This window comes from Marinomonas sp. BSi20584 (assembly GCF_002792415.1).
Classification (GTDB): Bacteria; Pseudomonadota; Gammaproteobacteria; order Pseudomonadales; family Marinomonadaceae; genus Marinomonas; species Marinomonas polaris.
This window is the reverse complement of sequence record NZ_KZ454881.1, coordinates 23,194-47,693: the sequence shown is the minus strand read 5'-3', so window position 1 is coordinate 47,693 and position 24,500 is coordinate 23,194. Positions and strand designations below refer to the sequence as shown.

The 24,500-nt window shown below is 42.2% G+C and carries 26 protein-coding genes and 1 pseudogene; 12 read left to right on the top strand and 15 right to left on the bottom strand.

Going from position 1 to position 24,500, the window contains the following annotated elements:
- Positions 1-155: 155 nt before the first annotated feature.
- The 3 genes from TY87_RS13145 to TY87_RS13135 are packed head-to-tail and all read left to right on the top strand — an operon-like array spanning position 156 to position 5,973.
- Positions 156-1,532, top strand: a complete 1,377-nt coding sequence (locus TY87_RS13145) for a TolC family protein (RefSeq protein WP_100187419.1) — start codon at positions 156-158, stop codon at positions 1,530-1,532.
- Positions 1,532-2,722, top strand: coding sequence for an efflux RND transporter periplasmic adaptor subunit (locus tag TY87_RS13140; RefSeq protein WP_100187418.1), 1,191 nt, complete (start codon positions 1,532-1,534; stop codon positions 2,720-2,722). Before TY87_RS13145 ends, TY87_RS13140 begins: the two co-directional genes overlap by 1 nt.
- A complete protein-coding gene (locus TY87_RS13135; protein WP_100187417.1) occupies positions 2,719-5,973 on the top strand; it encodes an efflux RND transporter permease subunit in 3,255 nt (1,084 codons plus the stop codon). The genes TY87_RS13140 and TY87_RS13135 overlap by 4 nt, the downstream gene beginning before the upstream one ends.
- 63 nt (positions 5,974-6,036) lie before the next feature.
- On the opposite strand, the gene TY87_RS13130 is transcribed toward TY87_RS13135, so the two are convergent.
- The 3 genes from TY87_RS13130 to TY87_RS13120 form a co-directional block, all read right to left on the bottom strand.
- On the bottom strand, positions 6,037-6,531 hold the full coding sequence (locus TY87_RS13130; protein ID WP_100187416.1) for a DUF1993 family protein: 495 nt from the start codon (positions 6,529-6,531) through the stop codon (positions 6,037-6,039).
- 177 nt (positions 6,532-6,708) lie between these two features.
- On the bottom strand, positions 6,709-7,920 hold the full coding sequence (gene zigA, locus TY87_RS13125; protein ID WP_100187415.1) for a zinc metallochaperone GTPase ZigA: 1,212 nt from the start codon (positions 7,918-7,920) through the stop codon (positions 6,709-6,711).
- 182 nt (positions 7,921-8,102) lie between these two features.
- On the bottom strand, positions 8,103-8,969 hold the full coding sequence (locus TY87_RS13120) for a delta-class carbonic anhydrase (protein ID WP_100187414.1): 867 nt from the start codon (positions 8,967-8,969) through the stop codon (positions 8,103-8,105).
- Positions 8,970-9,289: 320 nt separating this feature from the next.
- Between TY87_RS13120 and TY87_RS13115 the strand changes: the two genes are divergently transcribed.
- On the top strand, positions 9,290-9,760 hold the full coding sequence (locus TY87_RS13115; RefSeq protein WP_100187413.1) for an Lrp/AsnC family transcriptional regulator: 471 nt from the start codon (positions 9,290-9,292) through the stop codon (positions 9,758-9,760).
- Positions 9,761-9,806: 46 nt separating this feature from the next.
- Positions 9,807-11,525: an aminotransferase class V-fold PLP-dependent enzyme gene (locus tag TY87_RS13110; RefSeq protein ID WP_100187412.1), complete on the top strand. Its 1,719-nt coding sequence runs from the start codon at positions 9,807-9,809 to the stop codon at positions 11,523-11,525.
- Between the two features lie 52 nt (positions 11,526-11,577).
- Here TY87_RS13110 and TY87_RS13105 read toward each other — a convergent pair whose 3' ends face one another.
- From TY87_RS13105 to TY87_RS22610, 3 genes and pseudogenes are all read right to left on the bottom strand, one after another.
- The gene (locus TY87_RS13105; protein ID WP_100187411.1) at positions 11,578-12,045 is read right to left on the bottom strand and encodes an MOSC domain-containing protein; all 468 of its coding nucleotides are present in this window, start codon (positions 12,043-12,045) and stop codon (positions 11,578-11,580) included.
- Positions 12,046-12,170: 125 nt separating this feature from the next.
- Positions 12,171-12,623: a VOC family protein gene (locus TY87_RS13100; RefSeq protein ID WP_100187482.1), complete on the bottom strand. Its 453-nt coding sequence runs from the start codon at positions 12,621-12,623 to the stop codon at positions 12,171-12,173.
- Between the two features lie 6 nt (positions 12,624-12,629).
- Positions 12,630-12,866: pseudogene (locus tag TY87_RS22610) on the bottom strand (DUF6500 family protein); the annotation flags it as partial.
- Between the two features lie 110 nt (positions 12,867-12,976).
- Here TY87_RS22610 and TY87_RS13095 point away from each other — a divergent pair.
- From TY87_RS13095 to bluB, 4 genes are all read left to right on the top strand, one after another.
- Complete coding sequence (locus tag TY87_RS13095; RefSeq protein WP_100187410.1) at positions 12,977-13,237, top strand: DUF4212 domain-containing protein; 261 nt, start codon at positions 12,977-12,979, stop codon at positions 13,235-13,237.
- A gap of 5 nt (positions 13,238-13,242) precedes the next feature.
- Positions 13,243-15,009, top strand: coding sequence for a sodium:solute symporter family protein (locus tag TY87_RS13090; protein ID WP_100187409.1), 1,767 nt, complete (start codon positions 13,243-13,245; stop codon positions 15,007-15,009).
- Positions 15,010-15,111: 102 nt separating this feature from the next.
- Positions 15,112-15,639 carry a hypothetical protein gene (locus tag TY87_RS13085; protein ID WP_100187408.1) on the top strand — a complete coding sequence of 176 codons (528 nt, stop codon included), beginning with the start codon at positions 15,112-15,114 and terminating at the stop codon, positions 15,637-15,639.
- Positions 15,640-15,730: 91 nt separating this feature from the next.
- Entirely contained in the window at positions 15,731-16,387 is a 657-nt protein-coding gene (gene bluB, locus TY87_RS13080) for a 5,6-dimethylbenzimidazole synthase (RefSeq protein WP_100187407.1), read from the top strand.
- A gap of 52 nt (positions 16,388-16,439) precedes the next feature.
- On the opposite strand, the gene TY87_RS13075 is transcribed toward bluB, so the two are convergent.
- Entirely contained in the window at positions 16,440-17,675 is a 1,236-nt protein-coding gene (locus TY87_RS13075) for an aminotransferase class V-fold PLP-dependent enzyme (protein ID WP_100187406.1), read from the bottom strand.
- 152 nt (positions 17,676-17,827) lie between these two features.
- Here TY87_RS13075 and TY87_RS13070 point away from each other — a divergent pair, with 152 nt between their 5' ends.
- The gene (locus TY87_RS13070; protein ID WP_100187405.1) at positions 17,828-18,301 is read left to right on the top strand and encodes an Lrp/AsnC family transcriptional regulator; all 474 of its coding nucleotides are present in this window, start codon (positions 17,828-17,830) and stop codon (positions 18,299-18,301) included.
- Positions 18,302-18,494: 193 nt separating this feature from the next.
- On the top strand, positions 18,495-18,698 hold the full coding sequence (locus TY87_RS13065; protein ID WP_072838057.1) for an RSP_7527 family protein: 204 nt from the start codon (positions 18,495-18,497) through the stop codon (positions 18,696-18,698).
- 186 nt (positions 18,699-18,884) lie between these two features.
- On the opposite strand, the gene TY87_RS13060 is transcribed toward TY87_RS13065, so the two are convergent.
- The 3 genes from TY87_RS13060 to TY87_RS13050 all read right to left on the bottom strand — a co-directional run bounded on the left by TY87_RS13060 (position 18,885) and on the right by TY87_RS13050 (position 20,552).
- On the bottom strand, positions 18,885-19,403 hold the full coding sequence (locus tag TY87_RS13060) for an Mpo1 family 2-hydroxy fatty acid dioxygenase (RefSeq protein WP_100187403.1): 519 nt from the start codon (positions 19,401-19,403) through the stop codon (positions 18,885-18,887).
- Between the two features lie 97 nt (positions 19,404-19,500).
- A complete protein-coding gene (locus TY87_RS13055; RefSeq protein WP_100187402.1) occupies positions 19,501-19,749 on the bottom strand; it encodes a hypothetical protein in 249 nt (82 codons plus the stop codon).
- Positions 19,746-20,552: a PhzF family phenazine biosynthesis protein gene (locus tag TY87_RS13050; protein WP_100187401.1), complete on the bottom strand. Its 807-nt coding sequence runs from the start codon at positions 20,550-20,552 to the stop codon at positions 19,746-19,748. Before TY87_RS13050 ends, TY87_RS13055 begins: the two co-directional genes overlap by 4 nt.
- Before the next feature lie 159 nt (positions 20,553-20,711).
- Between TY87_RS13050 and TY87_RS13045 the strand changes: the two genes are divergently transcribed.
- Positions 20,712-21,179 (top strand): GNAT family N-acetyltransferase, encoded by a 468-nt coding sequence (locus TY87_RS13045; protein ID WP_100187400.1) that lies wholly within the window; start codon positions 20,712-20,714, stop codon positions 21,177-21,179.
- On the opposite strand, the gene TY87_RS13040 is transcribed toward TY87_RS13045, so the two are convergent.
- From TY87_RS13040 to TY87_RS13020, 5 genes are all read right to left on the bottom strand, one after another.
- Positions 21,148-21,774: a uracil-DNA glycosylase family protein gene (locus tag TY87_RS13040; protein WP_100187399.1), complete on the bottom strand. Its 627-nt coding sequence runs from the start codon at positions 21,772-21,774 to the stop codon at positions 21,148-21,150. The genes TY87_RS13045 and TY87_RS13040 overlap by 32 nt on opposite strands.
- A 60-nt stretch (positions 21,775-21,834) precedes the next feature.
- The gene (locus TY87_RS13035) at positions 21,835-22,623 is read right to left on the bottom strand and encodes a hypothetical protein (RefSeq protein ID WP_100187398.1); all 789 of its coding nucleotides are present in this window, start codon (positions 22,621-22,623) and stop codon (positions 21,835-21,837) included.
- A 212-nt stretch (positions 22,624-22,835) separates the two neighbouring features.
- Positions 22,836-23,318: an FKBP-type peptidyl-prolyl cis-trans isomerase gene (locus TY87_RS13030; protein ID WP_012069141.1), complete on the bottom strand. Its 483-nt coding sequence runs from the start codon at positions 23,316-23,318 to the stop codon at positions 22,836-22,838.
- 300 nt (positions 23,319-23,618) lie between these two features.
- The gene (locus TY87_RS13025) at positions 23,619-24,041 is read right to left on the bottom strand and encodes a GNAT family N-acetyltransferase (protein WP_100187397.1); all 423 of its coding nucleotides are present in this window, start codon (positions 24,039-24,041) and stop codon (positions 23,619-23,621) included.
- A gap of 41 nt (positions 24,042-24,082) precedes the next feature.
- The gene (locus tag TY87_RS13020; protein ID WP_100187396.1) at positions 24,083-24,445 is read right to left on the bottom strand and encodes a DOPA 4,5-dioxygenase family protein; all 363 of its coding nucleotides are present in this window, start codon (positions 24,443-24,445) and stop codon (positions 24,083-24,085) included.
- Between the last annotated feature and the right edge of the window lie 55 nt (positions 24,446-24,500).

Below are 24,500 nucleotides of genomic sequence, written 5' to 3'. Positions count from 1 at the left end.
TGCTCTCAGCTAGATAGGTAAACTGTAAAGAAACGCAAATACACTTAAAGCCTTGATCCAAAAACGTAATAATCCAAAGACTTACTTTTCTTATATTAAAAATATAGCGTGTAAAAAAACGTCACTGATTCAGCTCTTTTACTAGGACATATTAAATGCTCAACCGGCCTTTTTTAAATATAGGGTTGCTCTGCCTCAGTCTGGTATTAGCGGCCTGTAGTAATACAGAGAAACGCAAAGACTACGCTGAATTAGCGCAACAGGAACTAGATTCGACGAGCAAGACTAAAACTTCCCAATGGCAAACAATGGACAACGTCGTTCCTGCAAGCTATTTAACGGATTTGATACAAGATGAGCAACTAAATAGCCTAATTACCCAAGCTCTAGAAGCGAATCCTAGTTTGCAAAAAACGCAGCTGACTCTACAAGCCAGTTTATGGAGCTTAAAAAGCCAACAGGGCGATTCTCTACCTAGCGTCGAGGCAGGCTTTTCTGGTAACAAATCAGAGGGCAGCGATACTGACTACAAAGCCAGTTTAAGCATTAGTTGGGAGGCCGATTTATGGCAAAAACTCGCTCAAGCAGAACAAGCTTCGGCCAAAACGCTTGCCAGTGACGAGGCCTTATATCAAGCCAGCCGTGACACCTTAGTTGCTAATGTAGTTAAAACTTGGCTGGCTATTACTGCGAAACAACATGCCATTGATATTGAGCAGAAACGCCTAAAACTGTTAGAAGCAAACGAGCAGTTAATTCTAAAACGTTTTAAAAATGGACTTGGCAACTTAGAAGAACTAGACGAATCTCGTACTTCCACTTCTCAATCTAAAGCTGACCTAGTGGAATACAAAGAAAACCTAGCTATTGAAATACGCAACCTGCAACTTTACTTAGGCAAAACAGATAGTTTGAGTTTCATTACCAACCAAAACTACCCCGATGTCAGCCTTACATTAAGCGACCTACCACAACAAAACTTACAACGCAGACCGGATTTAAAAGCTGCGTATTTGACTATTGAAGCCGCCGATTTAAATACCTCTGTAGCCTATAAAGACATGCTTCCCAGCATCAGCCTAAGCGCAACACTAAGCGAAACAGCAGCATCGCCAAGAGCGGCTTTGTTTGGTTCGCCTATTTGGTCTTTGCTAGCACAAATAACTCAGCCACTCTATCAAGGTGGACAACTCAAAGCCGCTGCAGAAATCGCCAAACTCAAAACTGCTCAAGCCTATCAAGATTACCGTGACACACTACTCACTGCCGTCAACGAAGTAGAAAATACCTTGGGGCAAGAACGCGTCCTATCACAGCAAGTCCGCCACATTAATGAAGCACTTTTTAGCGCCAAAAAGAACCTCACTCAATATGAGAAAAAATATCGCACAGGTTTGGTCGAACTGAATGACTTAATCAATGCGCAAACCACTGCTTTTGACTTAGAAGCACAATTGGACAATTTAATTTATCAGCACCTATCAAACAGAGTTGATTTGGGGCTCGCACTCGGGCTTGGAGTAAAACCTTAATGAAATATCTTTCTCAATGGATAACCTTATTGTTGGCTGGTGCTGCAATAGCAGGTGTCTACTTTTATGTTATCCATGCTATTGAAACACAGCAAAATCGATTGCAAACACCGCGCCCTGAGACGCCAGCGCAAGCACTAGAATTATCAACAATCACCGCCAACACTGGTAGCTATGCGGCCACTATTAAGGCATCAGGTGTAGTTAAGCCAAGGTATTCTCTGACAATGACAAGCCAAGTAAGCGGCGAAGTTATTAGCATTTCAAATCAATTTGAGTCTGGCCAAGTCATCAAGAAAGGTCATCTTTTAGGCCAATTACAAAACAGCGAACTAAACAGTGCAGTAGCCAGTGCCAAAAACACTCTAGCAACCGCAGAGCTTGCGCTCAAAGAGGAAGCTCGCCAAGGTGAGCAAGCCAGAGCAGAATGGGCCGCCGCTGGATTTAAAGGTGATCCAGATTCAGACCTAGTATTACGAGAGCCACAATTAGCAGCCGCTAAAGCTGATGTTGAAGCTGCTAAGGCTGAACTTAGCAACGCAACAACCAGATTAAAGCATACCCAACTAACCTCACCTTTTGACGCTTTAATAGTCACTCGTAATGTTTCACTTGGCTCATATCTAAGCGCAGGAAGCGAGATAGGCATACTATACAGCGTCGATCGAGCCGAAATTAAAATCGATTTATCCAACAGTGATTGGCTAAAGCTCCCCGATACTAAAACGCTACTAAAAGACAACTGGCCAGCGTTAATCTCAAGCATTGATAACAATGACTCTTGGCAAGGTAAAATTTTAAGTGTCAACCAACACATCGACGAAACGACTCGCATGCGCAGCTTGTTGGTTAGCTTAGACCGCCCACTTGATCAAACTCCAGCGTTAATTCCTGGCGCTTTTGTTCAAGTATCGATTCAAGGCCAGCATCTAGATAACCTTTGGAAACTACCTAACACGGCCTTAAGTCAAAAGAGCGAAATCTGGTACATAGATCAAGATAGTCGGCTAGCTGCCTTTGAAACCACTCCTCGTTTTGTTGACTCTCAATACGTTTATATTCAAGTGCCAACATCCATGCTAAACAAACCCTATCAAGTGCTTGTACAACCTTATAACAGTTATTTAAAAGGCACTCTTGTTAAGTCATTAAATACCTCGACATCAGATGATAAGAGCGTGAAACCATGAGTCCGACTGATCAGCCGAAAGGCATTATTCCATGGTTTGCCAATAATCCAGTGGCTGCGAATTTATTGCTAATTCTGGTTATCAGCTTAGGCGTTTTGAACATGGGCTCGCTGAATAAAGAGGCCTTCCCAAGCTTAACGCCAAACCGCGTGGCTATTTCTGTTAGCAATGACAGCGGCTCAGCCAAAGAAAACGAAGAAGGTATTGCCATTCCGTTAGAGGAAGCCTTACAAGGTGTCTCTGGCATCAAGACCATTACGACTTCATCAACCGCAAAATCAACCAGCACCACTGTCGAAATGCTGGATGGTTATGACATAGATACGCTCCTAAACGATGTCAAAGATAAGGTTGATCAGATTTCTTCTTTTCCTGATGAAGCCGATCCGCCAGTCGTATCTAAAGCCACTCGCGAAGAACATTCAATTTGGATTCAACTCTATGGTGATGCAGATCGACGTACCCTACAAAAGCTTACTGATGAATTAGAATCTGATTTATTGGCAAACGAAAACATCAGTGCGACTTCAGTATCTGGTTGGCTAGACCCAACCATTATGATCGACATTGATAAAAACAAACTTGAAGCTTACGGGCTCACCTTGTCCGATATTGCCACTGCAATCAATGCCGAATCATCTCCAGCTCAAGTCGCGACGTTGCGGGACGAAAACATTTACTTAACCATCAGCGCATCTGAGCAAGCCTACATAAAAAGTGAGTTTGCTCGAATTCCCGTTATTTCCAACCTATCTGGAGGGAAAGTTCTACTGGGCGATATCGCTAACATACGCGACACATTTGACGAAGATGATTATGTTTTATCGCGTTTTAATCGCCAAAATAGTTTAGGCATTCAAGTTCTAACTACAGGCACCAGCGATATTTCCAACTCCGTGATCGGAGCAAAAGCTGTCATTCAAGATTGGCAGGACAGCGGACGCTTACCAGCTAATGTCGAACTCGGCACTTGGTATGATCGTAGTGAATCGATTAATCAACGCTTAGAATTGATGATAGGAAACGCCATTACAGGCGTATTACTCGTCTTTATCTTGCTAGCGATATTCTTGAACGTCACTGTGGCATTTTGGGTAGCCATGGGGTTGCCGTTTATTTTCTTTGGCACCTTATTTTTTATGGGTACGGAAAGCATCGGCCTGACATTGAACATGTTTACAACCTTTGGTTTTATCATGGCCTTAGGGATTGTGGTTGATGATGCCGTTGTGGTTGGTGAGAGCGTCTATACCGTCAGGTCTAAAGAAGGCGACACCATAGGCAACACGATTAAAGGCACCATGTTAGTTGCCATTCCGACACTATTTGGCGTTTTCACTACTGTCGCAGCATTCTGGGCTCTATCAAATATTGAAGGGCGTTTAGGGCAACTGTATTCTCAATTTGCTACTGTCGTGGCTATTTGTTTAATTCTATCGGTAATCGAATCTAAAATTATCCTACCAGCTCACCTTGCCCACATAAATACACAAAAATCGACTCGCACCAATCCAATATCTAAAGCATGGGCTATGGTTCAACAAGGTGCAGATTTTGGTTTACAGTGTTTCAGCGAGCGTATTTACCGACCGACAATTGATCTAGCGCTTAATCATAGGTACGCTGTTTGCTTGTTTTTCATCGCTATTTTTGTACTGGTTATTTCCATGCCATTTACAGGCGCTATCAGGATGAGTTTTTTCCCTCAAATTCCAGGAGATACAGTGCGTGGCACACTCACCATGTACAACGATGTCAGCTACGGACAAACCAACAAAGTTTTATTTGAGTTAGAGCAAAAAGCGTATCAAGCCGACATAGCATTACGCACCGATGGCGGCGAACACCGACGTCCACCAGCTAACAGCGCGGAGCAATCAGACAAAAAGCCAAAAGACTCGGCAAAACCTAAAGAAGCTCCTAAACCGAAAGGCGATGTCGCCATCAAAAACATCCAAGTCACGGCAAGTGATGATCAATCTGGCAACATACGCATAGAGCTAGACGAGAATAGACCTTATACCTCAGCGCAATTTGCTAGCAAATGGCAGCAACTTTCAGGCATGCCAGAAGGTGTAAAAAACCTACGAATTCGTAGTGCTCGTGAAACAGTTGACGCGTTAAGAGTTGAACTGCGCGGTAATGACACAAGTGTTCTTAACGGTGCAATGGAAGAACTATTAAAGCAATTAGCCACACTACCAGCGGTGACAGGAATAGAGCAAAACAATGAGCCTACCGAGTCTCGACTCACCCTAAAACTAACCGATCAGGGTCGACTATTAGGATTATCCACCAGCAATTTAGCCACTCAAGTCGCCCGTAATTTTGATGGTCAGGTAGTACAAAAATACCAGCGAGACAACTCGGAAGTCGAAGTACGCTTAGGTTATCCAAGCGAACAAAAAGAATCACCAGCCGCCGTAATGAATACCAAAATCGTTTTAGACGACGGTACCCGCGTACCACTTTCAACTGTTGCTACGCTGTCTCAAGAAGATGCAGAGACTCGTATTATTCGCATTGATGGCAAACGCTCTTTGTATCTGTCTGCCGAAGTTGATAAAGACGCCATGTCATCAACAGAAGTCGTCGAATATTTACAAAAAGCCGTCGTACCACAGATGAAGCGTCAGTTTGCCGGAGTTTCGATCTATTTCTCTGGGGAAGCAGAGCAAAGAGAAAAAACTCAGTCATCTATGTCGGAGATGTTCCTCATCGCTCTCTTGATCATTTATGGACTTTTGGCGATACCTCTAAAATCTTACTCGCAGCCGCTTATCATCATGATGGCGATTCCATTCGGAATCATTGGTGCATTGCTTGGTCATTGGATGAACAATTTAGCGTTGGGGATTTTCTCTCTGAACGGCATACTTGCGCTCAGCGGTGTTGTGGTAAATGACAGTCTGTTGCTCGTGTCTCGCTTCAACGACCTTCGTCATGAAACCAGCCACGTCAAAAAAGCCATCAGTCTCGCTTGCCGCAGCCGCTTGCGTGCGGTATTGCTGACGTCTTTCACCACTTTTGCTGGCTTAATTCCGATTCTTTGGGAAACCTCAAGACAAGCACAAATGCTCATTCCTGCGGCCGTGTCCCTCGCCTACGGCATCATGTTTGCCACAGTGATAACATTAATTTTGATCCCTGTTTTACTGATGATAAAAGAAGACATTCATTTATTAATGAATAGATTAAAAAATAAAACTGTGGAAGTGCTAGAACCAATTAACGAAGGAGAACAGAAGTAATTAGAGGCAATTTAGCCTCTTTTGAAAAACAAAAGAGGCTACAGTTCAGTTCATTTGATTCCTTTAAGGCTTTAACCAACTAAAACCGACTGGATAGCTGTGATAACCATCAAAATCTGCCTTCCCTAAGTCGACACCAACCGATTTCGCAATGGCGTAAACCATACTGATATGAAAGAAAAAATTAGGCATTATATAATGATGTAAAAACTCAGGTTGTGGCAGGTTCAGTTCAGTAAATCCCGCCTTCTCACTAAGCAACACATCTTTATTCAAGGTCTCTACTGCAGGTAGCCCTTCAAGATAATCTAAAGTAGCGGAAATTTGTTCCCGTACTGCGTTTTGATCATCGTTCCCTAGATCAAAAGAAACCGTTTTAACACCAACAAGCGGGCAATATCCACGCAAAGCAAAATTAGCCGCTATCCGAGCATTACCCGCAAGAGAAAACATGTTATCTGACAGCGAAGCTGAAAAGCTTTCCTCTGGAATTTGTTCCAACATATTATCAAGTTGACGAAGGTAATGTGTGAGTAATACCTTTAAATCAATATCCATATTTCTCCAGCCCAGATAGAGTTTTATATTTGCATAATACTGCAAATATAAAAAAAGTTGGAACAGATACAAGATTGAAATAACTTCCTAATACAAGCTTAGTGAGCGTTATAATCCATCAAAGTACTCAGAGTTTTAACCAAGCATTGGGGGGAAAGCAACAGAGCAAGAGTAAGCTTAAGCAACCTCTTGCCATTCAGGAAATGGATCGGGCAATGTGGCCCATACTGCTTTTCCTGCCAGCAATTCTTGATCGCTTAACAAGCAAGCATCCAACGCTTCTATCACAGCCTCTTTTTTCAGATTTTGGCCGATAAACACCAACTCCTGACGCATGTCGCCGAAAGGCTCTACCCATTGATCTGCTATTGATTCAAGATATTCTGGATCTTGTGGCCATTTATCCTTAGGTACCGCTTTCCAAAACATGCCTGCAAAACCATGATGCGCAATACCGCCCGCCTGACTCCATTGACCAGCAAACTCTGGACGAGTCGCTAACCAAAAATAGCCTTTCGAGCGCAGCAATTTCCCAAACGCCTCAGTGTTATGAAGGAAATCAAAAAAACGCTGCGGATGAAAAGGTCGTCGCGCTAAATATGAAAAGCTCCCAATTCCATATTCTTCCGTTTCTGGCACATGCTCTCCACGCATTTCTTTTAACCAGCCAGCTGCTTGTTGTGCTCGCTCAAAGCTAAACTTGCCGGTTCCCAACAATCGTTTAGGCTCTATTTTGCCTTGATGAATTGGGATAATCTCCGCTTCAGTATTAAAGCTACGAAGGATGGATTCTAATTGTCGTAATTCCGCTTCATTCACCAAATCGGTTTTACTGATCAAAATGATGTCGGCAAATTCAACTTGATCAATCAACAGATCCGCCACGCTACGCTCATCTTCTTCACCAAGGGATTCACCGGTTTCTCGCAAGGATATTGCAGCGTCATAATCCTTCATAAAATTCACCGCATCCACGACAGTGACCATGGTATCTAGGCGAGCGATATCAGATAGACTCACACCGTCTTCATCCGCAAAAGTAAAGGTCTCTGCTACGGGCAAGGGCTCAGAAATACCGGTTGATTCAATCACTAAATAATCAAAACAATTGTCTTCCGCAAGCTTTCGTACCTCAATAAGCAAATCTTCACGTAAGGTGCAGCAGATACAGCCGTTGCTCATTTCTACTAATTTTTCTTCACTACGATTCAACGACACTTCTTGCTTAATCGTCGTCGCATCAATATTGATTTCACTCATATCATTAACAATCACCGCAACTTTTAAACCATCACGGTTATTCAATATATGGCTTAAAACCGTTGTTTTACCTGCACCTAAAAAGCCTGATAAAACTGTAACTGGCAATTTGCCTAGCATACTTTCCATAACTCTCTCCTACAGAACAAAATGTTATGATATAACATTATATAAAATCGAGATAGACGCTTTTTAAAGAAAACCTGATAGAAAGAAAATAAGCTTTACAAAAGAACAAAAAAGCCCTCTAAAAAGAGGGCCTTATGCGAAAACTAGAAAGTAACTGGAACGTGAATTTATGCTGTTTTTGCTTAATTAGCATCGGTAACCTTTGATAGCAAATCTGGATTGGTAATCAGGTTTCTTACACCATGAGCGTGATCTTCTTGGTAGATATTTTGACTATCGCACCAGTCTCCTACTGATTGAATATCAACCTTTGCCACGTTAGGGCGGACATTCCAAGTCACTTGGTACGGTGACGCTTTTTCATTGTAACTGGGGCCTGTTGTAGAACCTGCATAAGTCACTGGTGTGCCTGTGTTATTAGGAATGTGTGTCGCTTGATAAAGACCATTACGAAGATCGTGAGCCGTCAACGCTTTGAAGTTAAGCGCATTGTTATCATTCACAGTCACATAAACTTGAGTTTCTACACGAAGTTGAGGGCTTGCTTGTCCCTTGATAATACAGGCTCCTAAGGTTGGACCTGGTTCAACTTTTGCAGTGGAATACACGTAATGTACTTCAATGGTATCGCCAGAAAATAGTTCGCTATGCTTACTTTTACAGACAGCACCGCCCTTCAATGGCTCTAACTCTTGCTGACTCAATTGACCAGAATAAACATAACCAGTTTGAAATCCCTGTCCGTCGCCGTTACCGGCATACTTGGTAAACTCACCGCCTTTATGTTCAGCATTTTTATGAAAGTGTATATTGCAGAGGTTCATATTGCTCGAGACTGGTGCTTGTGCAAAGGTTTGAATATTACGGCCAAACTTTATATCGATGTCTCGCGGTGATTGAGGTCCAACGCCTTGCCCCTTTGTACTTTCTTGTAGCGCTTGACGCTGCTTTAATATCACGTCATCCGACACTGCAACTTGATTAGCGGCGAACGCTGCGCTCGAAAGCAAACTTAAACCAACAAAACGAATTGTGTTACGCAATATCATTGATTACTCCTGTAATATTTAACCGTCCAAATTTGTATTAATGTGCTGTCAATCTTACTCACATAAGGCAGTCTCTTAATTATATGACGACAGTCTAAAGGAAGAACGTCAGATAAAAAATCTTTATAAAACCCTTTCACTAGAGCACTTAATATCCTCATTTTTTAAAAAATATCTGTCTTTTTGAGCGTTTTTTTTTCCATCAAATGAAAAATTAAATTCCTCTATTAAACAAGGTCAAGGAACCGAGTTGCAGCAAGCGAAAAAAAACACGACAATAAGAAACTAAAATCTAAAAAACAAACAAAAAAGAGAACGAAATGCACTTAGATGAGATAGATTTGCAACTACTTGCCTTAATTCAAAGTGATGATAGTATTTCAACAGAGGCTATGGCCCAGCAAGTTGGCTTATCAAAAACGCCCTGCTGGCGACGAGTTCAAAAACTAGAAAACGCAGGATTTATCAAGCGTCGTGTCGCGCTTTTAGACGCAGACAAACTAGGACTTGGCGTATCGGTTTTTGTACAAGTTAAAACCAATCAGCATGACGCAAATTGGGCCGATGAGTTTGCTCGCGTTGTGGCCGAGTTCCCTGAAGTGGTGGAATTTTACCGCATGGCAGGTGAATACGATTACTTACTTCGTGTGTTGGTAAAAGACATTCCAGCCTACGACAAATTTTATAAACGATTAATTAGTGCCACCGCATTAACCGACGTCACCTCAAACTTCGCCATGGAGCAAATCAAGTGGACAACTCAGTTGCCCTTGCCCAGCATGAAAGATTGAGTGATAACTGGTTTATTAATGCGGCAAGCCAAATGAGGAAAGAAACATGTCCATTGCTGCCGCAGAAAGCACTCTAAATCAAAGTGAGACAAACCAACGCACAGAAAACCACGGCACAAAAGAACTATCTAATGAAGAGGCTTTGTTTGCCCGCATTCGCGACGGTATCATCGGCAAGAACACACAAATAAACACACCCTTTGGCGCAAGAACCTTGACCTACGCAGACTACACCGCCTCTGGCCGCAGTCTAGACTTTATCGAAGACGCTATTCGCCACAGCGTCTTACCGCTTTACGCCAATACTCATACCGAAGCCAACGCCACCGGCCAACAAACTACCGCTTTTCGTGAACAAGCTCGCCAGCAAATTCGAGAAGCCGTCAACGCATCAGAAGAAGACTTGGTGATATTTTGTGGCAGCGGCGCCACTAGCGCGATTAATACCTTAATTAGTCAATTAGGCTTACGTCAATTGAGTGAATCTGACAAATCAGATGTATGCGTTTTTATTGGACCGTATGAACATCACTCCAACGAATTGCCTTGGCGAGAGCTGGGCATTGAAGTAATCAGAATCCCAGAGTCAAAAGACGGTGGCGTTTGTTTAATCTCCTTAGAAGAGCAATTACAGGCAAAACAAAATAAATGCCTCATCGGTAGTTTCAGCGCGGCATCCAACGTCACAGGGATTTTATGCAATCAAGACGCAATCACGACCTTGCTGCATCGCTATAATGCCCTCGCTTTTTGGGATTTTGCCGCGGCCGCGCCTTATGTTGCGCTAGATATGAACCCAAGCAAAGACCAAGCACTTGCCAAAGATGCGATCTTTTTCTCTACCCATAAATTTATCGGCGGCCCGGGTACTTCAGGTATTTTGGTCGTTAAAAAAGTCATCATAACTAACCAAAAACCAAGCCTTATTGGCGGTGGCACGGTGTCTTTTGTGACACCTGAAGATCACACATTTTTACCGATTGGCGAGCGTCGAGAAGAAGGCGGTACACCGGGAATTCTAGAATCCATTCGTGCCGGTTTGGTATTTCAGCTCAAACAAGCTGTTGGTGACAAAACGATCGAAGCCCGTGAACACGAACTCGTACAATTGATCGACAAGCATTGGCATGACCACCCAAACATTGAACGCTTAGGTCATGCTGACGCAGCGCGTTTGTCGATTACCGCTTTTCGCATTAAAACCGACTTTGGTTACTTACATCACGGTTTTGTCACCGCTGTACTGAATGATGTGTTTGGCATCCAAGTTCGAGGCGGTTGCTCTTGTGCTGGGCCTTATGGCCATCAGCTTTTAGGTATCGACAAAACTGAATCGGAACGTATTCAAGAAGCACTGAGAAAAGGTGAGAAACTGGTAAAACCGGGCTGGGTTCGTTTCAATTTGAATTATTTCTTAGACAATGCAGAAGCGGTGTTTATTTTAGACGCTATCGATTTCGTCGCGAAACACGGCACGACCCTATTGCCTTATTACGCTTATGACCAAGGCACTGATTTATGGCGTTTCCAAGGTGAATCAACCAAAGCTAAGTCGCTTAATGAGCTATTGTTGTTGCAACCAAAAGTGCAGCATCCAAAAGCTGAACCAAAGCCAAGTCAAACGGAAGATAGAAACACTTATCTAACGCGTGCTGAAGAGATTGTAAAAGACTGCCTAGCAGGTAAATACACACCGCAATCACAGCCTTTTAATAAAGAGTTTAACGACATTAAACGCTTTGTTTTGGCTGAGGATCTTGTTTAATTAAACGATCCAGAAAGGTGCTATTACTTACTTTTTACTGCTTAGCCTTTTTCTAATTAGTACCATTCTGGATCAAATTAAACTGCATGCCAGTACGCAAAATACCGGTGCTCAATACGTTAGCTCTTAAACCACCGCGATGAAGCCAAGCTCTCACGACTTGTGGTGATGATATCGAATCATTGGCTAGGGATTTTCCTAGCGAGCCACAAGGTTCACACAGTTCGACTCCGTAAAAACGTACATTACCAATAGAGAACTCTTGACCAACTAATTGGTTAAGTCGCACGCCTTGGGTCACTATGTTTCTTCTGGTCGCAGAAAGACCAATACTTTGTCCAAAATTAGCATTAAAAGCTGCGATTTCTTCACTTTCGACAAAGGTAATATTTGGGCCGTCTGTGCCCTTTTTTCCGTAATATCTGTCGCCTACGATGCCTTTACCCGCATCAACTTTGACGGCATCAATCCCTATCTGGGATTGTTTGGATTTTTTCGACACGTAAATTGCTTGAATCACCCTTTGTCTCCTAAGACAAGTCTGTCACTGGTCGATTATGACATACGCACTTATTAAAAACCTCCACCAAAAGATCAGTTATTAAGAAGGCTATTCTTCTTTAGTAGGACTGATATGGTACAGATTTAATTTAACCACTCCAATCCGTCATAAGGTTTAGCTTTTAAAGACTTAAGACGCGTAGCAAGGGAACCTGAATGCAGTTCTAACTTATGGCCATCAAGGTCTTCAATATATAAAGAATCCCCTTCACTGCTATTTACTTGCCATTGCTTCACTGCTTGAAAAGCATTTTTTTGCTGAATACGAGACATGGCTGATGAGTCAAAACTAAAAGCAAAATGCGTGTAATCCCGACTAGGTTTGGCTTCACCCAGTGATAAACAAAGCCAACAATTCCCGTATGACAAATAGGCACCCGTATTCCAACGTACTTCTGCTTTAAAACCGAGCAGGTGACAATAAAATTCGAGAGAGGAATCGAGATTCGTCACACTCAACGTCAGATGATTAAGGCCTTTACCTTGTTCAGCATAAGATGATTGAAATACTGATGAGTCATCAAGCGATGCCACCATGGCGTAAATCTTAGTGGCTTTTTCGAAGTGATTCAGTTGCTGTTCTTCAATCCACCAGCGAGCAACAGCCATCAAGGTGATTGGATCATGGTTTTTATTGGCAAAAAAAGCATAAAACGATACCTGAACGCCGTCGCCTTTTTGTTTTATTTTTTCAGCACAAACCGAAAGAATCTTTTGCTTAATCTTAGTATTCACTTCTCTTACTCTCTTTCGAAAGGCAATATTGCGTAAATCCCACATGAGCATATATTGATTAAAAAGCACTCTATGCGACTAAAGTCTGACTTCTTATTAGACAACTGCCTGCTAAATTAATAAGGCGTATAACAATAATTATAAGGAGATCTACCGTGTCAGATCATAATATTAATGCAGAAAAATACTGGCAAGCAAACCTCAGGCTGATACTAGGCAGTTTAGTGGTTTGGGCATTAGCATCTTACGGTTGTGCCATTCTACTTCGTCCCATGCTCTCAGGCATTATGATTGGAGGCGCTGATTTAGGCTTCTGGTTCGCTCAGCAAGGTTCCATTCTCGTATTCATCATCTTGACCTTCTTCTATGCTTGGAGAATGAACAAGCTTGATGAAGAATTTGGCCTTCAGGAGTAAGTCGCATGGATCAATTTACTATCAATTTACTTTTCGTCGGCGGCTCTTTTGCGCTTTACTTCGGTATCGCATTTTGGGCACGAGCTGGTTCGACAAAAGAATTCTACGTTGCAGGCGGCGGTGTCCATCCAGTACTTAATGGTATGGCAACAGCTGCTGACTGGATGTCTGCAGCGTCTTTCATCTCCATGGCGGGTTTGATCGCAGCAGGCGGTTACGCTAACTCAACTTACCTAATGGGTTGGACTGGTGGTTATGTATTACTGGCTATGTTGCTTGCACCTTACTTACGTAAATTTGGTAAGTTTACCGTGCCAGACTTCATCGGTGATCGCTTCTACAGCAATACAGCTAGATTAGTAGCTGTCGCCTGTTTGATCATTGCTTCAGTTACTTATGTAATCGGTCAAATGACTGGTGCAGGCGTGGCATTCTCTCGCTTCTTGGAAGTAGATAACAACACAGGTCTTATGATCGCTGCGGTTGTTGTATTCTTCTACGCAGTATTGGGCGGCATGAAAGGCATCACTTATACGCAGGTTGCGCAATATGTGGTACTAATCATTGCTTATACCATCCCTGCCGTTTTCATCTCCTTACAGCTAACGGATACGTTTATCCCTGCTATCGGTCTTTTCTCTAATCACACTGAATCTGGCATGCCTTTGCTACAAAAATTAGATGAAGTGGTGAGAGAGCTTGGCTTTAGAGATTACACTGCCGATGTTGATAACAAACTGAATATGGTTCTGTTTACACTATCTTTGATGATAGGTACAGCGGGTCTGCCACACGTTATCATTCGTTTTTTCACTGTTCCTAAAGTAGCCGATGCTCGTTGGTCTGCTGGTTGGGCGTTAGTATTCATTGCTTTGTTATATCTAACAGCACCTGCTGTTGCGTCTATGGCTCGTTTGAATCTATTGACCACTATCTATCCTTCTGGCCCAACGGCGGCACCTATTGAGTACGCTGAGCGTCCTGATTGGGTTCAAACATGGGAAACTACCGGTCTTATCAAGTTCGATGATAAAAACGGCGATGGCCGTGTACAGTTCTACAACGATGTTCCTGCCTTTAAAGACGAAGCAACAGCTCGTGGTTGGGCTGGCAATGAGTTAACGGTTAACGGTGACATTCTTGTATTGGCTAACCCAGAAATTGCAAACTTGCCAGGTTGGGTCGTTGGACTGATTGCTGCGGGTGGTTTAGCGGCTGCACTATCAACTGCTGCTGGTTTACTATTGGCGATTTCGTCTGCGATAAGTCATGACTTAATAAAAGGATCGATAAACCCCAATATTAGTGACAAAGGAGAACTCAGGGTTGCAAGGATATCCATGTTCGTTGCCATTGTTGTGGCAACCTATCTAGGCATGAACCCACCGGGCTTCGCGGCTCAGGTAGTAGCATTAGCATTTGGTATTGCTGCAGCCTCTATCTTCCCTGCTCTAATGATGGGTATCTTCTCTAAACGTGTGAATAGCACAGGTGCTGTCGCTGGTATGCTAGCGGGTCTGATTTCTACCTTGGTTTATATCTTCTTATTCCTTGGCTGGTTCTTCGTCCCAGGTACAGCATCGTTCGCCAATACTCCTGATAATTGGTGGTTCGGTGTATCACCATTGTCATTCGGTGCCATTGGTGCGGTGATTAACTTTGTGGTCGCATTCACTGTATCTTCGATGACAGCGCCACCACCAAAAGAAATCCAAGACCTTGTTGAAAGTGTTCGTTACCCTCAAGGTGCAGGCGGTGCAGTTGACCACTAAGGTTTAACAACAAAAAGCACTTCTAACCATTGGGCCTCACTTCTTTGTGAGGCCCAATTTCCCTATAATAAGAATCCACACAAACCAAAAAAGAGAGCGCTTATGTTTTGGGAACTCATTGCTACCGTTTTTGCCGGTATTGGCGGCGCAGGTATTGCTCTGTTGTTAAGAAAGATAACCAAACAAACTGCGCCGAAATGGCTGGTTCCTGTGTTTGCTGGTGCCACCATGCTTGGTTTTCAAATTCAAGGTGAGTACGATTGGTATGATCATCAAACGAGCTTACTGCCAGAAGGCGTTGTCGTTGTAAAAGCTGTTCAAGAAGAAGCCCCTTGGCGTCCTTGGAGCTACGTATTCCCACAAACTCTTCGTTTTATCGCTGCCGACATAGAGAATTCTGCAAAAAATAAAATTGATCCGAACCTTGTTCTAGTCGACTTGTACTTTTTTGAACGTCGCCACATGGCGAAACGTGTTCCACAAATAGTCGATTGCGTACAAGGCGCCAGAACAGATTTCACTCAATCTTTCACAGCTTCCCCAGATTCAAAACAGCCATCAACTTCAACTTGGTACCCACTTGAAAGCGATGATTTATTACTAAAAGCGGTTTGTAGCGATCAAGTTTAGAAAAACTCTCTTTAACCTAAGCTTTCCTCATTGGCATAAAACATCATAACTCCTCATAATATCGATCTATCCAATTGCGAAAGTCGATATTATGAACATCACTCCAGAAGAGCGCGACGCGGTTTACAAAACCATATTTTCTCGTCGTGATGTACGACGAGAGTTCAAACCCGATCCTATTCCGAACGATGTTTTAGAGCGCATATTATTGGCTGCACATCATGCGCCAAGCGTCGGTTTTATGCAGCCTTGGGACTTCATTCTTGTCACCAAAGCAAAATCCAAGACTCAAATTAAACAAGGTTTTTTACAAGCTCATGCCGAAGCGGCCGAACTGTTTGAAGGCGAGCGTAAAGAGCAATACAAAAGCTTCAAATTAGAAGGCATTGAAGAAGCGCCATTGGGTATTTGTGTGACATGCGATCGCAACCGGACGGGCTCTGTTGTACTAGGACGAACCGCGAAGCCAGAAATGGATTTATTCAGTTCTGTGTGCGCGGTACAAAATCTATGGTTAGCTGCGAGAGCGGAAAACCTTGGTGTTGGCTGGGTCAGTATTGTTCATGACAAGGTGATACGCGATACGCTAAATATTCCTGAATCCATCGATATCATTGCCTATTTGTGCGTGGGTTATGTGGACATATTTCATGACACGCCAGACCTAGAAAGGGCTGGCTGGTTACCAAGACGAGATGCTAGCTCTGCAATTCATTATGATTCTTGGCCAGAACCAACTAAAGAATAATTCACGTAAAAAAATAGCGAGTGCAGAGACAAAATCTACCCTCGCTCTAGTCCTATGAAAGCGCCTTATCTAAAGCCTCGATCAACTGATCCATTTCTTCGTCATTCGTATAATGAACAAATGACAAGCGAACCACGCCCGTACTTGTGTCCACCCCCATCGCTTCTAGCAAACGCACGGCATAGAAGTGCCCTGCTCCACAAATAATGCCTTGATCAACTAATTTCTGCGCCAGTTCCTGAGGTGTTTGTCCTTTGGGAATAATCGACACCGTGGCGGCTCTCTTCGCAGGATCTGCCGTTCCAAGTAAGGTCAACTTAGGATGTTGATCGACAAAGCGAAGCAACTTGGCCAACAAGACTTGTTCGGCATCATGGAACAAATTTCTCACGCGCAGGGCTTTTTCAGCACCAGAGTCCGTTGCATCGAAATGATGATCGTGCAAGGCATCAAAATAGTCCAACACTCCACGGCTTGCCGCCACTTGAGCATGATCTGGTCCAGCAGGCACAAACCATTTTTGACGATAAGCTTTGTTAAAATAATGCGCCTGATTACCCAATTTATCAGCCATGGCATCGCGAATGACCATCACACCAAGATGCGTTCCATACGCTTTATAAAGCGAGAATAGATAAATATCCGCACCTAATGCATCCACATCTGGCAAACCATGACCGGCAAAAGATACACCATCAACCACAGTCGCAATTCCCGCCACTTTCGCTCGTGCGCAAATATCCGCTACTGGATTGATTTCAGCGACAATATTTGAGCAATGAGTAAAGGCTAAGAGCTTGGTTCGTTCAGTAAAAAGCGTTTCTAAATCATTAATATCTAACGACCCTGTCTGTGCATCCACTTGCCATTCTTTAATCACGATTCCACGCGCTTCTAATGCACGCCAAACACCAATGTTTGCTTCATGATCTTGATTGGTCACTATGATCTCGTCGCCCGCTTTTAGAATCTTGCCAAAAGCTTGCGCCAGTACATAAGTATTCTGAGAAGTAGAAGGTCCAAGATGAACTTCACTGGCCTTCACATTCAAATAAGATGCTAAACGCTCGTGAGATAAATCCATCTGGGCACCGGCTTTTTGTGCCGCAGGATGAAGATGATAAGGCTGCAGTTTGGTTTCTCGATAATATTGATCTAAATGATCAATCACCGCCTGACAAGCATAAGAACCACCTGCATTATCAAAAAACGCCTGACCCGCTAAAGAAGGTTCTTTAAAAGCTGGGAATTGAGAACGAACGAACATCAAATCTAACCTAGGTGCCATAACCTTATCCTCCTATCGGGTGCAATCTAAAGTTTGTCATCAACAACAAACTTATATGATAAAAGTATAAATAATATGCCACACAAGTTGTTTGCTATTTACAGGGAGAATCACTAACGTAATACAAGATTTTTGTTTAAATTGAGCCTTTTATGAAAGAAATCACCCTAGACCGTACCGATTACAAAATAATCCAAGCATTAGAAAAAGATGGCCGCCTTAGCAATACACAATTAGCTGAAAGTATTAACCTATCGCAATCTCAGTGTTTAAGGCGCTTACGCCAGTTAGAAGAAATGGACATTATTAGTGGTTATCGGGCGCAGGTGAATTACCAAAAACTCGGCTACAGCGTCATGGCTTGGACATTAGTCACCGTCAGTAAAGATGTTCCCAATGCACGAGATAATGTGATGAATTTTCTGCAACAACAAAGCGCTGCTATTAGCGTACATGGTGTCACTGGAGACGTAGATTTGATGGTAGAAATTTGTGCTAAAGACATGACGCAATTCACTGACTTAGTAGTCAAACAACTTTATTCCCATGCAGACGTCGTGAGCACAAAATCCTACATACGTTTAGACACAGCAAAGCAAAATGGTAGCCCTTTGGGCAGTATATAAATAAGCTGAAAGCCTTTATATATATTGCTTTCACTCACTTACATAATGATTAACTGTCCGATTGATTAGTTTTTTTCAGGTATAGGCGTATTTTTTATCGTTTGTCTTATTTACCCATAGTTTCTACTATATAAGCATCAAAACGGAATAAGTTTTGACGCTTTTTGAAACAACCATAAACGAGGAATACATCATGAAAAACACTAAATCTGTTGCTGAGCTATTAGAGAACGTAAACACTTCTTATCTTACTGATGCTGAAAAATACGAAGCTATCGCTCGTGCAGAACGCGCTGAATATATCATTGCTGGTATCTCTTCTGCTGTTCAAGCCGTTAAAAATGTAGCAATCAAATTGAAATCAGCACTTGTATCTTCTTCTGCTCAACACGCTTAATAGATCAATACGCTGTAACAGTTAAGTTCACTAGAAAGTTATTGGGTAAGCATCTGTTCTCAAAACAGATATTTTGGCTTACTCCAACAGGCTTGTAAGGAAATGGCGCTAGAATAAAAACATTAAGCGCTTCCTGTTCCTACCTTATCTATCTAATCGCTCCAAGCAATTCTACTTCAATCTTAATTATTTTTTATTCACAGCTTTATTTTGTTTTTCGCAAGAACGTTCTATTGTTTGTTGCCAATCCCGTTTTAGCCCTAGTAAAAACAACAGTTCAACAAAGACAAACAAAGGTCCAATAATCAACCCAGTTATATCGTCCAAAAATGCCGGCTTCTTACCTTCAAAGTAATGCCCTACGAATTGAAATATCCAACCTACGACAAACAAACTAATCCCCGTGATTAACCATACGAATGTGCTTTGAACTGCTACAAACTCGGCGAACCCAATTATCAAAGCCAACAATATTGTCATTACAATGCCAATCATTTTGTTTAAGCGGACATAAAAAACACTACTGGCAAGGGCAATGATGAGAGCGGGCGTGAACACTATGTCGAGCAAGGTAAAATGTGGACGAGACATTAAAACAGCAATTCCAACAACTATCATCGGAATACCAACAAAATGCGTTGCAACATTACGACGATCTTGGTGGTAAAAAGCGTATTGGGACAAGTGTTCAAGCATGGTTTTCATTTTACAGACCTCTATTTTTATTATTTTATTGATATCAGTAAAACGCATTTCTAATGAATATTGAAGAAAATAATTGATATATCTTTAAAGGAAAAATTCATTTACTTAAAAAGAACCGTGCCTGCAAATCACAAACAACCTCTTCACTTCCGAATAGTGCCCACTCAAACCAATTATTCCATTCAAGCACTATCGTTTCCTTGCCCAACACCAACTCATAGCAGTCATAGTCGATACCTTTATCAAAGGCAAAAGGACTGTATTGTGATTTCAACTTCCAGCCTTCCTGCTTTAGCCTATCGATAAAGATATTACCTTTTTCTGTTTCTATATTTTCGAGAATCATTCGCTAATACACATTTTCCCTTTCAATGTCGTTACCGCTGAACCAATCAGTTTCACTCGATTGTTTGCTAAAAGCTCAACTTCTACAAAACCACCACGAGTCGACGCCTGGTAACCTTTAAGCTTATTTTTGTTAAGTCTTCCCTGCCAATATACCGCTAAGGCACAATGCGCTGAACCTGTCACAGGATCTTCGTTCACACCTACCCAAGGAGCAAAGTAACGAGAAACAAAATCCACTTCATTGGATGGTGACTTTGCTGTAACAATAACACCACGACCCGGTAATGCTTTTAAGCCATCAAAATTGGGGGTTAAATCTAATAACCTATCGTTGCTGTCAATTTCGATAATAAATTTTTCATCAAAGCGACCAAAGAACACAACGTTATTTGGATTAATTCCAAGATGCTCTAAGAGCATTACATGATCATCGACAATAGTGCTAAGAGTCGCTGCCGGAAAGTCCATTTCAATAATTTCATTTTGTACTGTAACCGATAACGCACCTGACAAGGTATCAAACACCAATGTTTCACCGCTCAAAACAAAGCCATTCTCCTTTAAAATATGTGCAACCGCTAAGGTTCCATGGCCACACAAGCTGACTTCTACCTTAGGTGTAAACCATCTTAATCGCATGTTACTTAAAGATAAAAATGCCGTTTCGGAAACAGCCATTTCTTCAGCAATGGAAAACATCAGGCTTTCATCAAGTGCATTTTCTGTTATGCACACGCCCGCGGGGTTACCTTTAAAAGGAACAGAGGTGAATGAATCGACTTGATATATATCTAGTTCCAAAATTGCATCCTTATATTGAACGATGAGGTTATTGAGTATCTAAATGACAATACAAAAAACAGACTGTCAGAGGAAGCCATTTCTTTCATATTCATGATGTGACTTCCTAGGCATAATATTGACCAGTAAAATTGAACAGATTCGAATAGGAAAAAAGAAATGATCACATGGCACTGTCAGGCATTTAGCGAGCTATCCAATTACACCTTATATGACCTACTGAAGCTTCGAAGTGATGTGTTCGTGGTAGAACAAAACTGCATTTTTCCTGATATGGATAATTTGGATACACTGCCTAATACGAGACACTTGTTTGCCTTACAAGATAACAAAGTGGTCGCTTATGTAAGGCTTTTGGCAAAAGGTGATTGTTATCCAGATCATAGCAGCATAGGTCGAGTGGTAGTCGCAGAAGAAAGCCGTAAAGATAAATTAGGTCACGTGCTAATGACGAATGCGATTAAAGAAACCCTTAACCTTTGGCCAGACAGTCCGATTAAAATTGGCGCACAATCTCACCTTAAACGCTTTTATCAATCCCACGGTTTTATTACAGTATCCGAACCCTACATGGAAGACGGCATAGAGCATTATGTTATGACGAGGGAAACTGAAGTAAGCCTTTAATCCGCAATCTCAGCTCAGGCAAAACGTCAGCCTCAAACCAAGGATTTTGCTTGAGCCAGCGATTGTTTCTTGGACTGGGGTGAGGCAATACTAATTTGCCTTGCTCTAGCCAATAACGCCATTGTTTTACTTGCTCAGTCACATTACCAGACTGACCTAAATGGTAGGCTTGCGCATAAGCGCCTAAAACAATCGTTAACTCAATATTAGTCAGCTGATTAAGCACAGCTTCTCGCCATTTGATCGAGCATTCAGGGCGTGGCGGTAAATCACCTGACTTCTTTCCTGCTGACGGTCCGCTTTTATGAATACTATTCCCCGGAAAACAAAACCCCATTGGGACGATAGCGACTTGCTGCTCATCGTAAAATTCATCAACAGATAACCCGAGCCATTCACGTAAGCGTTCGCCACTTAGGTCATCAAATGGCCGACCAATATCATGCGTCTTTTGCCCTGGCGCTTGACCAGCGATTAATAGTTTTGCATTAGGGTGTATTTGCAGAATCGGCTTGGGGGGATAAAGCAGAACATCAGCGCAATGCTGACAGGAAAGAACCGCGTCTTTTAGTACAAAAAATGCATCATGAGACATAAAAATTACCGTATAGAAAAGCACTGCTCGTGCGCAGTGCTTTTCTGATTTGAAAGGCGATTACATGTTGTTTAAGTAAGCCTCGATAAACTGACCTTGATTTGGTGCTTTAGGTGCGGTTTTAAAATTCAATACTTGATCATTAAGCCGTAACTTAAGCTCATCGGTAAAGTCACAGCTAATCGCTTTAAAATCTTTCGCTGTTTCTTTGAAGGCTGGTTTTGCCGCACATTGATCAGCGACTTTTGATGATACTTGCGCGCAATAAGCGGCAATGGCATAAGTACCCAAATCACTGTCAGAGATTTTATTCCAATCTACTTTGGTTGGTATCTCTGTACCACACTGCTTAGCCACATTGTCATCGGCTTCTTGTATTTTGTTTTTTTGATACGCTAAATGTTTTTCACGATTAAACATCGCCAATTTTTCTTGCACGCCTTGCTTTAATTGCTGATCATAAAGTGCAGAAATGGCTTGAACGGTATCCGCTTTCGCTTCATCTTTTTTGCCAAGGTAAATACCATCTTTGGTGTCTGGTAAATACAAGGTATAAGAACAGCAACCGTAGTTATTAGCGATATAAATCAACGATCTTTTTGAGCCGTCAAAGGTGTATTTGAGCCTTTGATCATCGCCCTGTTTGTTAATTTCGGTAAGAAAAACCACGCCATCAATTTCGTGATTCACGCCAGTTACTTTCACCAAAGCCTGTTTATTGTCAGTGGTCGGCGCAATGACGACGTTTACACCTTCGCCAGAAGTTAATTCCGTTGGATATTTAGCCAAGTCTAACGCGAAAACGGAATGGCTTAAAAAAAGCAAAAACACAGATAACGTCTTTTTCATCTCAAGTCCCTTTTAGATTGCGGTGCATTATTAAAAAAGTAGCAAAATCGCCACAATGTAGATTTGGGCGATATTTAAACACTTATCTTTCTGCCTTTCTAGGAATTTGGCAAAGTAGAGACTTCGCAAAGTTAACTATCAAATTATTAAATGCAAAAAAAAAACGGCTTCTGAAACATAAGTCAGAAGCCGCTTAATTATTTATTTAGTGCTTAGTGGTGATGACCACCAGCGCCGTGAACATGCCCATGCTCTAGTTCTTCAGCCAACGCCTCACGAACTTCAATGATTTCAACATCAAAGTTCAATGTTTTACCCGCCAAAGGATGGTTACCATCTAGCATCACGCCATCGTCTTCTACTGCGATAACGGTTACTGGCTGTTGGCCACCTGGAGTTTGTGCCATGAATTGCATGCCAACTTGGATTTCATCTACACCTTGGAAATTTTCAGTCGGTACTTTTTGAATCAATTCTTCATGAACAGCACCGTAGCCGTCTTCAGGAGCAACAGAAACAGCAAGCTTGTCGCCAGCAGCTTTGCCTTGAAGCGCTTTATCTAGACCATCAATGATGTTTTGAGCGCCACTTAGAAACACTAAAGGCTCTTGACCAACAGAAGAATCTAGTTCTTGGCCTTGTTCGTCAGTCAACGTGTAGTGCATGCTAACAACGGTGTTTTCTGTGATTTGCATTGTATTCTCCTAATGAACCAATAATAAATAATGAGGGAACGAGCGCTTGATACAAGCAAATCTTACATTTCAACAATAAGCGTTACACCGCCACAACACGAACCCAAACAATAGTTTGTGGCATTATGATAACGTCCCATAAGCTCAATAACTACCGTATAACCCTAGAAGTTTGGTACGTTCGACGATTTTTAAAGGGATATTTGACAAATATTTTAAAAAAACGCAAAAAAAATCCGAGCTGATCAAATTTAAAGCGAAATTTGATCAGCGAGTTAATCCTAAAATTGCAGGCCAATCCTAAAGTTGAAAGACAGATTGAATTTTTGTAGTCGTAAAACCTAACGAGGTATAAAACTTTTTCGCGCCATCGCGTGTGTCATTGGTACGAACTCGTAATACTATCTTCTCATCTAAAGCCCATTCTTTTGCTTTTTCGACCAAAGCTCGCCCCGCGCCTTTTAATCTTGCTTGATCCGCAACGGACAAACCTAGGATTTCTATAAAGTCCGCAGAAGCCGCTCGAAAGGCATGCTGAGCATGTAGCCAACCAATCAGTTGCCCATTGAATTCAGCGACCCAGACTTTATCATTGCTAGATAAAAGCAATCGCTCAAGACGCTTTATAGCAAGATTTTCTGAAACCTTATTTTGGTAACCTAATGCCGAAGCGACATCGGCAATGGCATTGGCGTCTTGTAAATTAGCTAATCGGATTTCCATTACTTCTTAGCACTCCATTTATTCATCAGTTTGCACAAAACTCATACACTCGGCGGCATGAACTGAGAAGTATCAAGCACATAAGACTTACCTAACCAACTAACCCCTTGAGTATGATCAACATAGTCATTACCTGTTAGTGGGTGGACGAAAACATCTAATGATTGGCGATTTAACATCAACCATGGAATGATCTTACCAAAGGTTTCTGCAGCGAATGAAAGCTGACAGCTCCAAACAGGATGCGGCCCTACTGGCTTTTGATGGAAACGCCCAACACGAATTTCGAACAGCTCACTAGCTTGCTCAGCTACTATTTTGGCCAGTTCAACACCCGCTTCGTCACAGTAATAAAGATGCGCATGAAACGCTTTGATATCGTCATTTAAAGGAAGTTGGATCATCGTACCGCCTAACGTTAATAAGTAGTCAACTGAAGAAAAACAAGTTTAGCATTAG

Coding starts and splice junctions, on each gene's coding strand:
- TY87_RS13145 (WP_100187419.1), top strand. CDS start 156: ATGCTCAACCGGCCTTTTTTAAATATAGGGTTGCTCTGCCTCAGTCTG.
- TY87_RS13140 (WP_100187418.1), top strand. CDS start 1,532: ATGAAATATCTTTCTCAATGGATAACCTTATTGTTGGCTGGTGCTGCA.
- TY87_RS13135 (WP_100187417.1), top strand. CDS start 2,719: ATGAGTCCGACTGATCAGCCGAAAGGCATTATTCCATGGTTTGCCAAT.
- TY87_RS13130 (WP_100187416.1), bottom strand. CDS start 6,531: ATGGATATTGATTTAAAGGTATTACTCACACATTACCTTCGTCAACTT.
- zigA (WP_100187415.1), bottom strand. CDS start 7,920: ATGGAAAGTATGCTAGGCAAATTGCCAGTTACAGTTTTATCAGGCTTT.
- TY87_RS13120 (WP_100187414.1), bottom strand. CDS start 8,969: ATGATATTGCGTAACACAATTCGTTTTGTTGGTTTAAGTTTGCTTTCG.
- TY87_RS13115 (WP_100187413.1), top strand. CDS start 9,290: ATGCACTTAGATGAGATAGATTTGCAACTACTTGCCTTAATTCAAAGT.
- TY87_RS13110 (WP_100187412.1), top strand. CDS start 9,807: ATGTCCATTGCTGCCGCAGAAAGCACTCTAAATCAAAGTGAGACAAAC.
- TY87_RS13100 (WP_100187482.1), bottom strand. CDS start 12,623: ATGGTGGCATCGCTTGATGACTCATCAGTATTTCAATCATCTTATGCT.
- TY87_RS13090 (WP_100187409.1), top strand. CDS start 13,243: ATGGATCAATTTACTATCAATTTACTTTTCGTCGGCGGCTCTTTTGCG.
- TY87_RS13085 (WP_100187408.1), top strand. CDS start 15,112: ATGTTTTGGGAACTCATTGCTACCGTTTTTGCCGGTATTGGCGGCGCA.
- bluB (WP_100187407.1), top strand. CDS start 15,731: ATGAACATCACTCCAGAAGAGCGCGACGCGGTTTACAAAACCATATTT.
- TY87_RS13075 (WP_100187406.1), bottom strand. CDS start 17,675: ATGGCACCTAGGTTAGATTTGATGTTCGTTCGTTCTCAATTCCCAGCT.
- TY87_RS13070 (WP_100187405.1), top strand. CDS start 17,828: ATGAAAGAAATCACCCTAGACCGTACCGATTACAAAATAATCCAAGCA.
- TY87_RS13065 (WP_072838057.1), top strand. CDS start 18,495: ATGAAAAACACTAAATCTGTTGCTGAGCTATTAGAGAACGTAAACACT.
- TY87_RS13060 (WP_100187403.1), bottom strand. CDS start 19,403: ATGAAAACCATGCTTGAACACTTGTCCCAATACGCTTTTTACCACCAA.
- TY87_RS13055 (WP_100187402.1), bottom strand. CDS start 19,749: ATGATTCTCGAAAATATAGAAACAGAAAAAGGTAATATCTTTATCGAT.
- TY87_RS13045 (WP_100187400.1), top strand. CDS start 20,712: ATGATCACATGGCACTGTCAGGCATTTAGCGAGCTATCCAATTACACC.
- TY87_RS13040 (WP_100187399.1), bottom strand. CDS start 21,774: ATGTCTCATGATGCATTTTTTGTACTAAAAGACGCGGTTCTTTCCTGT.
- TY87_RS13035 (WP_100187398.1), bottom strand. CDS start 22,623: ATGAAAAAGACGTTATCTGTGTTTTTGCTTTTTTTAAGCCATTCCGTT.
- TY87_RS13030 (WP_012069141.1), bottom strand. CDS start 23,318: ATGCAAATCACAGAAAACACCGTTGTTAGCATGCACTACACGTTGACT.
- TY87_RS13025 (WP_100187397.1), bottom strand. CDS start 24,041: ATGGAAATCCGATTAGCTAATTTACAAGACGCCAATGCCATTGCCGAT.
- TY87_RS13020 (WP_100187396.1), bottom strand. CDS start 24,445: ATGATCCAACTTCCTTTAAATGACGATATCAAAGCGTTTCATGCGCAT.